This window comes from Microbacterium sp., assembly GCF_031988965.1.
Taxonomy (GTDB): domain Bacteria; phylum Actinomycetota; class Actinomycetes; order Actinomycetales; family Microbacteriaceae; genus Microbacterium.
In genome coordinates, this window is record NZ_DALZXX010000016.1 from 31,135 (window position 1) to 39,698 (window position 8,564).

Consider the following 8,564-nt stretch of genomic DNA (forward strand, 5'->3'; position numbering starts at 1 on the left):
CACGTGGTGCTCAGCCCGTCGGGACTGTATGCCGTGATGTCGGAGGACTTCGGCGGCGTCGTCGGTTTCCGCCGCGGCGAGATCACGGGGCCGAGCCTGGGCACCAGGGCACCGGTCACCGCCGCACTCTCGCGCATGCGGTCTGTCGCGAAGGCGGCGCGCGTCAAGTTCGGCGGCGTGATCATGGTGCTGCCCGACGACGACCTGTCGCAGGCGGTCACGCCGCTCGGGAGCAGCCGCGGCGTGCCCGTCGTGGTGGTGCGCCGCAGCGCCCTCGCGATGGTGCTGCGGCAGGGAGTGCCCGGCGCTCGCGCGATCGGCGGCAACGAGCTGTTCGACGTGCGCACGCGCCTGCAGCAGACCGTCACCTTCGTCTGAGCACGGGGGCGTCGATCACGCGGTCGATCCAGTCCCGGCGGGTCACCAGGAGTAGCGTGCACGCATGGCGATGACGACGACGACGTGGCTGCTCGACGCTGACCCCGCCCTGCGCTGGCAGGTCGAGCGAGACATCCTGCATGCGCCAGAACACGTGTGGCGGGCCACGCGCGAACGAGTCGCGACCGAGGGATTCGGGGCCGCGCTGCTCGCTGCGCAGGATCCCGACGGGCGTTGGGACGGCGGCGCGCATTTTCCCGGCGATTTCTTCGGCACCGCCGAGGCCGAACAGCCGGGTCAGCCGTGGACGGCGACGAGCTGGTCGCTGAACCAGCTGCGGGAGTGGGGTGTCGACCCTGCGGCACTCGGCGACACCGCTGAGCGCCTGGGTCGCCACTGTCGCTGGGAGTACGAAGACATGCCGTTCTGGGGCGGCGAGGTCGATGTGTGCATCAACGCCTTCACACTCGCCAACGGCGCATGGCTCGGAGCCGACGTCTCGAGACTCGTCGACTGGTTCCCCGCACACAGGCTCGACGACGGAGGGTGGAACTGCGAGGCCGAAGAGGGCGACTCGGTGCGTTCCTCGTTCCATTCCACGCTCAATGCCGTTCGCGGCATGCTGTCGTATGAGCTGTCCACCGGCGACGCGTCGCTTCGGCCCGCCCGGCACTCAGGTGAGGAGTACCTGCTGCGACGGCAGCTGATGTTCCGCGAATCGACCGGAGATGTCGTGGGGGACTTCGTCACCGAGTTCGTCTACCCCGGTCGGTACCGGTACAGCGCCCTGGCGGCGCTCGACCACTTCCGCGAGGCCTCGCTCACCGAGGGAACCGTGCCCGACCCTCGGATCGGCGCCGCTGTCGAACTCGTCCGCGCCGCGCGGCAGACGGATGGCACCTGGCTGCAGGGGACGCCTCTCCGCGGACGGATCTGGTTCCCCGTCGATGTCGCCGAGGGTGAGAGCTCCCGCTGGCTCACTCTGATCGGCACGCGGGTCCTCGATTGGGCCGACGATCAGCTGACCCGCAGCACCGAGACCGCGTAGATCGTGGGGGCGCCGTCGAGGTCGAGCTCGATGCGCATGCCGGTCTCGGCCGTGGTGATGTCGAAGGCGATGGTCGAGTTCGTGCACGCGATCGGTTCGGCGCTGCCCGGCGCGGCGGTGACCGGCGTCCCCGGTTCGTCCGTCAGCTCGCCGGCGATGAGCGTGATCGTGCCGTCGCCGCGACAGGCCAGCTGCGCCTGATACGAGCCGGGCTCCATCGACGTCAGGTCTGTCGTGTGGTGCGCGGCACTGCTCGCGCTCATCCACCCCGAGAAGCCGGCGGCATAGGCCTCGTCCTTGCTTCCCGGCACCGCGGTCTTGGCCCACTCCGTGATCTCGTCCGGCGGGATCGGCAGCTCGGCCGCTTCCGCGCTGACACTCGGATTCGGGGTCGGGGTCGGGGTCGCGGTCAGAGTCACCGATGCGGAGGGTGACGGCGTCGGCGAGCCCTCTCCGCCGGCATCCGCCCCTCCGCTCGTGCATCCGACCAGCAGCACCGCTGCCGTCGCGAGTGTCCCGATGGCGATCGTCCTCCGTGTCGTCTCCATCCCTCCACGCTACGGACCTGCTCGATCGATGCAACCCCTCGGGCCGGGCATCGACGGAAACGCCCACTGACCACCCCTTCTTTTTAGTTGTTCAAAAAACGAGTACGGTGGAGGCATGGACACCGACTTCGACTCCGCGCTTCGCGATGCGGGACTGCGGGCGACCGCAGGCCGCGTGGCGGTGCTCGAGGCGATGGAGTCCATGCCCCATACGGATGCGGAGCGGGTCTACCGTGCCGTGTCCGCCGTGCTGCCGACCACGTCGATCCAGTCGGTGCACAACATCCTCGCGGACCTGACGACGGCGGGGCTTCTCCGCCGGATCGAACCGGCAGGATCCGCGGCCCTCTATGAGCGGCGAATCGGCGACAACCACCATCACGTCGTGTGCACCCGGTGCGGTGCGATCGGCGATGTGGACTGCGTGGTCGGCGACGCGCCGTGTCTCACCCCGTCTTCGGCGGGGGGATTCACCGTCCAGACAGCCGAAGTGACCTTCTGGGGCCTGTGCCCCGGTTGCCAGAACGCCGCGCAGTAGCATCCGCCGCTCACCCCGAATCGACCCGGGTTGATCGACACTGCGCGCAGAAGGAGAAGAACATGACCGACCCATCGACCACCCCCGCGACCACGACCCAGACGGGCACACCCGTCGCCAGCGACGCGCACTCGCTGACCGTCGGCGCAGACGGACCCACGGTCCTGCACGACCGCTACCTCGTCGAGAAGCTGGCCTCGTTCAACCGCGAGCGCGTGCCGGAGCGCAACCCGCACGCCAAGGGCGGCGGAGCGTTCGGAACCTTCACCGTGACCGAAGACGTCTCGGCCTACACCCGTGCCGCAGCCTTCCAGCCGGGAGCCGTGAGCGAGACGCTGCTGCGCTTCTCGTCGGTCGCCGGTGAGCAGGGATCCCCCGACACGTGGCGCGACGTGCGCGGCTTCGCACTGCGTTTCTACACGAGCGAGGGCAACCTCGACATCGTCGGCAACAACACCCCGACGTTCTTCCTGCGCGACGCCATGAAGTTCCCGGATTTCATCCACTCGCAGAAGCGCCTGGGCGACTCGGGTCTGCGCGACGCCGACATGCAGTGGGACTTCTGGACCCTCTCCCCCGAGACCGCACACCAGGTCACCTACCTGATGGGCGACCGCGGCCTTCCCCGCAGCTGGCGCCACATGAACGGCTACGGATCGCACACGTACCAGTGGGTCAACGCCGCGGGTGAGCGCTTCTGGGTGCAGTACCACTTCCTGTCGAAGCAGGGCGTGGAGCGGATGGACGCCGCCGAGGCCGAGAAGCTCGCGGGTTCGGATGCCGACTACTACCGTCGCGACCTGTTCGACGCGATCTCTCGTGGCGACGCCCCGTCGTGGGACGTCTACGTGCAGATCATGACGTACGAAGAGGGCAAGACCTACCGCTTCAACCCGTTCGACCTCACCAAGACGTGGTCGAAGAAGGACTACCCGCGCATCAAGGTCGGCACGTTCACGCTCGACCGCAACCCGCAGAACTTCTTCGCGGAGATCGAGCAGGCGGCGTTCTCGCCCGGCAACCAGGTGCCCGGAACCGGCATCTCGCCCGACAAGATGCTGATGGCCCGTGCGTTCGCCTACGCGGATGCTCAGCGCTACCGCATCGGCGCGAACTACAACCAGCTGCCGGTCAACCAGGCGCACGCGGCCGAGACGCGCAACTACATGCACGAGGGCCAGATGCAGTACCGGTTCAACCCGGCCGAGCATCGCACCTACACGCCGAACTCGTACGGCCCCGCGGGCGGTCCGACCGCCGACCCGGCGGCCGGTGTCGAGGCGAGCTGGGAGTCGGACGGCGAGCTGATGCGCGCCGCGGCCACCCTGCGCGCGGACGACGATGACTTCGGTCAGGCCGGAACCCTGTACCGCGAGGTGTTCGACGACGAGGCGCGCGCCCGGTTCATCGACACGCTGACCGGTCAAGGCCGGAGCATCACGATCGACGCGATCCGCGAGCGCTTCTTCCAGTACTGGACGAACGTGGACGCCGGTCTGGGTGAGGCGCTGCGCGCCCGCTTCTGATCCGCACCCGCTTCGCTCCCGGTCGTTGAGCGAGGACGGCGGAGCCACACCCGCTTCATTCCCCGGTCGTTGAGCGAGGACGGCGGAGCCGACCGAGACGAAACGCGGTGACGTGCAGAGGTACGTCACCGCGTTTCGTCTCGGGGCTTCGCTCCTCGCTCAACGACCGGGATGCGACGCCCCGGGCGCGCGCAGGAGGACAATGGATGCCGTGGCTGTTCCTCTCTCCGACCTGACCGTCATGCCCGAACCTCAGCAGGTGCACGCCGCTGACGGCACTCGCCTCGCGACGTACACATGGGGTGAACTCGACGCCCCCGTGGTGGTGATCGTGCACGGCTTCGCGTCGAGCGCCCGAGACACCTGGGTTCTCACCGGGTGGGTGCGCGAGCTCACGAAGGCCGGGTACCGGGTGCTCGCCCTCGACCAGCGCGGCCATGGGCTCAGCGAGAAGCCTCATCAGGCGGATGCGTACGGCATCCGCACCCTCGCGACCGACGTCGAGACCGTCATGGATGCGTACCTCGTCGACAAGGCGTTCTACGTCGGGTACTCACTGGGCGCCCGTGTCGGCTGGGAGGTCGTGCGCGACCTGCCCCATCGCATCGGCCGCTCCGTGCTCGGCGGCGTGCCTGACGGCATCCCACTCGCGCGCCTCGATCTCGACCAGGTGCGCGCGTACCTGGCTGACGGCACACCCGTCGCCGATCCCACGACGCAGAACTACATCGCCCTGACCGAGCGCGTGCCGGGCAACGATCTGAGCGCGCTCGTCGCCTTGGCCGAGGGTATGCGGTCGTCACGGATGATCGACCCCGATCCGTCGAACGCCCCGTCGAGTCCGGTGCTCTTCGCGACCGGATCGAAGGACGCGATCATCGAAGGTTCCCGCGCGTTGTCGTCTGCTGCCCCTCAGGGCCAGTTCTTCGAGATTCCAGACCGCAATCACTTCAACGCTCCGGGATCCCGTGCCTTCAAGGAAGCGGCATTGGCATTCCTGTCGGCGAGCTGACAGCGGTCAGCTGTCGCGGGTACGGGGAGAGCCCTCCGTCTCGATGAGACGAAGGGCTCTCGGCGTCATGATCAGACGGTCGCGTTCTCTTCGCGCTTCGGCAGCACCCATCCCGCGCGCGGGAAGTGGCAGGTGTAGCCGTTGGGGTACTTGATCAGGTAGTCCTGGTGCTCTTCCTCGGCCTGCCAGAACGGCCCCTCGGGCTCGATCGTGGTGACGGCCTTGGCCGGCCACAGACCCGAAGCGTCGACATCGGCGATCGTGTCGCGCGCGACGGCCTCCTGCTCGGGGCTGAGCGGGAAGATCGCCGAGCGGTAGCTCGAGCCGATGTCGTTGCCCTGGCGGTCCTTGGTGGACGGGTCGTGGATCTGGAAGAAGAACGCGAGGATGTCGCGGTACGTCGTCTTGGTCGGATCGAAGACGATCTCGACGGCCTCGGCGTGACCCGGGTGGTTGCGGTAGGTCGCGTGGTCGTTCTGGCCACCGGTGTAGCCGACGCGTGTGTCGAGCACGCCGGGCTGGCGGCGGATCAGGTCTTCCATGCCCCAGAAGCAGCCGCCGGCGAGCACGGCGGTCTCGGTCCCGGGGGTGCGGGTGATGGTTCCGTTGTCGGTCATGACTGCTCCTCAGAGGTGGGGGTGGTGGGGAAGAGGTGACGGTAGCGACCGTACCCCTCATCTTCCAGGCTGTCAGCCGGGATGAAGCGGAGGGCCGCGGAGTTCATGCAGTAGCGGAGTCCGCCGGCGTCGCGCGGCCCGTCGTCGAAGACGTGACCGAGGTGGCTGTCGGCGCCGCTGGAGCGCGCTTCGGTGCGCTTCATCCACAGCGTACGGTCTGTGCGGGTGGTGACGGCGTCGGCCTCGATCGGCTTCGTGAAGCTCGGCCATCCGGTGCCGCTGTCGAACTTGTCGGTCGACGCGAACAACGGCTGTCCCGAGACGACGTCGACGTAGATGCCGTCGTCGTGGTTGTTCCAGTACGCGTTGCGGAACGGAGGCTCGGTGGCATCCTCCTGCGTGACCTCGTACTGCAGGTGCGTGAGGTCGCTGACGGCCCCGGGGGTCTTGCTGTACTCGTTCGACATGATCTGTCTCCTTGTCCGACGCAGCTGGCTGCGGCGTCATAGAGCACAACCGCCGGGTGCGCCGATTTGGTCCCCCGGGACTGTGAGCGCGCTGTGAGTTTCGCCGCAGTCGATAGAGTTGCTCAGCCACACACACCACAGGGAGACGCACATGTCTGTTGGACTGCTCGCCGTCGTCGATGACATTCTCAGCGCGGCGATGAAGGCGTCGGCGAAGGCTGCGGGCGTCGTGATCGACGATGCCGCCGTGACCCCGCAGTATGTCCAGGGCATCACTCCTGCACGTGAGCTGCCGGTCGTCGCGAAGATCGCCCTCGGATCGCTCGCGAACAAGTTCGTGATCATCATCCCGATCGCTCTTCTGCTCACCGCGTTCGCCCCCTGGGTGCTGCCGTACCTCCTCATCCTCGGCGGCGCGTACCTGTGCTTCGAAGGAGCCGAGAAGGTACTCGAGTGGTTCGGCGTGCAGCACGGCCACGCCGACGAGGGTGCCCGTAACGAAAACAAGCTGGTCTGGGGCGCGGTGCGCACCGACCTCATCCTCTCGACCGAGATCATGCTCATCTCTCTCGCGAACCTCGAGGCGGGGCTCGACATCTGGACCACCCTCGCGATCCTCGCCGTGATCGCGCTGCTCATGACCGGCGTCGTGTACGGCGCGGTCGCGCTGCTGGTGAAGATCGACGACATCGGCTTGAAGATGGCGAAGAACCCGGTCGCACGCGTGCGCCACACCGGGATGCGCATCGTGCGCTCGATGCCCGCGGTCTTCCGCTTCATCAGCATCCTCGGCACAGTCGCGATGCTCTGGGTCGGCGGCCACCTGCTGCTCGTGAACCTCGGCGAGGTCGGCGTGCACTTCGGAGAGGACATCCTGCACGGCATCGAGCACTTCCTCGAGCCGGCCGGCGCCGTGATCGTCTGGATCGGCGACACTCTGTTCTCGGCCATTGCCGGCCTGATCGCGGGTCTGCTCATCGTCGGCATCATCCTCGGAATCGGTCGCCTGGTCGGCAAGAAGCCGAGCTTCCACGAGGGCGAGGAGTCCCCCGCCGACGTGCACGTCTGATACCGACACCGCGACGCCTGTGTCAGGCAGCGATGTCATAGCGGGCCCGCCCTCCGAGGCGAGGAGTCCTCGCCGGATCGACGTGCGGAGGCGGTATGAGCCACACCCGCGCCGCGGTACCGATCCCCTCGATGCGGATCTCCCATCCGTTGTCGTGGATGCGGTGATGACACAACTCGCACAACAGCACTCCGTTGTTCAGATCGGTCGGTCCACTGTCTCGTGCCCACCACCGGATGTGGTGCGCCTTGGTCATCTGCGGCGGAAGACCGCACATCGCGCATCCGCCGTCTCGCTCGACGAGAGCCAGCCGCTGCGCGCGGGTGAAGAGTCTCTTCTCGCGCCCCCAGTCGAGGATCTCCCCCGCTGACCCGAGAACCACCGGGATGATTCCGCCCCCTGCGGCCATCCGCCGACACGTGCTGACACTCACGGACCGGTCGCTGCCGTCGATCGTCGCAGCGCCCTCGCCAGAGCTGAGCTCATCGAGTCCCACGCGCACGACGACGGTCGCGCCGGTGGCGGGCATCCCGCCGTTGTCGCAGGCGATCGCGTGCTCGCAGATGGCGGACAGCGCGTCGGCCTGGGTCATCGCGACCGTGCGACGATCGGCATCCGACGCATCGCGATCGGTGGCCGTGATCCGCGCCTGGAAGGTCGCGGACACGTAGGCCTGTATCGCCGCCTTGATGGCCGCGCTCGAGGCGATGTCCGTCTGCAGGTTCAGGTGGAAGGAACCATCACGCTCGAACATGGTGAGCGACCGGCGATCGCGCGCCTCCCGCTCCTTCGGGGCGATGCCGTCGGGATCGAGCCAGGCCTCCGCGCGGGCGAGCATCTTGCGAACGTCAGCGAGCGACATCCCCGCAGCACGGGTGACGAGCAGCCGCTCGGCTTCTTCGACCCGAACCGAACCGGTCTTCAGACGGACGCGCTCGAGCAGCGCGAGGATGAGCGCCGCGGCCTGCACCGAGATCTCTCCCGCGGCGAGCGCCGCCGCGAGCACAGGGTGTTTCGCAGGCAGCACCTCGCCCAGCAGGGTGGTGCGCGGTGCGGCTGCCTGCCCGACGGCGATGAGGCGCTTCGCGTCACCCACCGCGCCGCCCGTCCCCGCTGCGATCATCACCGCCGCGCTCCGATAACCGTGCTGTGTCGCCAGGCCCTCGGGGCCGAGCTCCGACCGCGATTCGTGCGCGATCGTGGCAGCGATCTCGGTGTGGAGTCCGTCGAGGCAGCGCTGCACCTCACTGATCGCGCGATGTGCGCCGAGCAGTTCCGCACGAGACAGATCCGTGCTCATCCCGGCATCCGCCCACGCGCTGCCGAGGCGCTCGATGGCCTCGAACAACGGCGTCAGGCGG

At 68.0% G+C, this 8,564-nt stretch carries 9 protein-coding genes and 1 pseudogene; 6 read left to right on the forward strand and 4 right to left on the reverse strand.

Annotation, left to right across the window (positions count from 1 at the left end; translation table 11 throughout):
- Both RTM68_RS05945 and RTM68_RS05950 read left to right on the forward strand, forming a co-directional pair.
- Nucleotides 1–378 (forward strand): annotated as a pseudogene (locus RTM68_RS05945) (molecular chaperone DnaJ); the annotation flags it as partial.
- 64 nt (nt 379–442) lie between these two features.
- Nucleotides 443–1,426 (forward strand): squalene cyclase, encoded by a 984-nt coding sequence (locus RTM68_RS05950; protein WP_312169229.1) that lies wholly within the window; start codon nt 443–445, stop codon nt 1,424–1,426.
- On the opposite strand, the gene RTM68_RS05955 is transcribed toward RTM68_RS05950, so the two are convergent.
- The gene (locus RTM68_RS05955) at nt 1,396–1,974 is read right to left on the reverse strand and encodes a hypothetical protein (RefSeq protein ID WP_312169231.1); all 579 of its coding nucleotides are present in this window, start codon (nt 1,972–1,974) and stop codon (nt 1,396–1,398) included. The genes RTM68_RS05950 and RTM68_RS05955 overlap by 31 nt on opposite strands.
- A 115-nt stretch (nt 1,975–2,089) precedes the next feature.
- Here RTM68_RS05955 and RTM68_RS05960 point away from each other — a divergent pair, with 115 nt between their 5' ends.
- The 3 genes from RTM68_RS05960 to RTM68_RS05970 all read left to right on the forward strand — a co-directional run bounded on the left by RTM68_RS05960 (nt 2,090) and on the right by RTM68_RS05970 (nt 5,050).
- The gene (locus RTM68_RS05960; RefSeq protein WP_312169233.1) at nt 2,090–2,512 is read left to right on the forward strand and encodes a Fur family transcriptional regulator; all 423 of its coding nucleotides are present in this window, start codon (nt 2,090–2,092) and stop codon (nt 2,510–2,512) included.
- Between the two features lie 62 nt (nt 2,513–2,574).
- Nucleotides 2,575–4,038 (forward strand): catalase, encoded by a 1,464-nt coding sequence (locus tag RTM68_RS05965; protein ID WP_194762231.1) that lies wholly within the window; start codon nt 2,575–2,577, stop codon nt 4,036–4,038.
- Between the two features lie 202 nt (nt 4,039–4,240).
- Nucleotides 4,241–5,050 (forward strand): alpha/beta fold hydrolase, encoded by an 810-nt coding sequence (locus RTM68_RS05970; RefSeq protein ID WP_396654195.1) that lies wholly within the window; start codon nt 4,241–4,243, stop codon nt 5,048–5,050.
- A gap of 71 nt (nt 5,051–5,121) precedes the next feature.
- Here the strand turns inward: RTM68_RS05970 and msrA are convergent, their stop codons facing one another.
- Together msrA and msrB are read right to left on the reverse strand one after the other, a co-directional pair.
- On the reverse strand, nt 5,122–5,667 hold the full coding sequence (msrA, locus tag RTM68_RS05975) for a peptide-methionine (S)-S-oxide reductase MsrA (protein WP_312169237.1): 546 nt from the start codon (nt 5,665–5,667) through the stop codon (nt 5,122–5,124).
- Complete coding sequence (gene msrB, locus RTM68_RS05980; protein WP_312169239.1) at nt 5,664–6,134, reverse strand: peptide-methionine (R)-S-oxide reductase MsrB; 471 nt, start codon at nt 6,132–6,134, stop codon at nt 5,664–5,666. The genes msrA and msrB overlap by 4 nt, the downstream gene beginning before the upstream one ends.
- Nucleotides 6,135–6,285: 151 nt before the next feature.
- Between msrB and RTM68_RS05985 the strand changes: the two genes are divergently transcribed.
- Nucleotides 6,286–7,203 carry a DUF808 domain-containing protein gene (locus RTM68_RS05985; protein ID WP_194762227.1) on the forward strand — a complete coding sequence of 306 codons (918 nt, stop codon included), beginning with the start codon at nt 6,286–6,288 and terminating at the stop codon, nt 7,201–7,203.
- Nucleotides 7,204–7,225: 22 nt separating this feature from the next.
- Here the strand turns inward: RTM68_RS05985 and RTM68_RS05990 are convergent.
- The coding region (locus tag RTM68_RS05990; RefSeq protein WP_312169242.1) for a DUF222 domain-containing protein at nt 7,226–8,564 on the reverse strand (1,339 nt) is incomplete at its 5' end.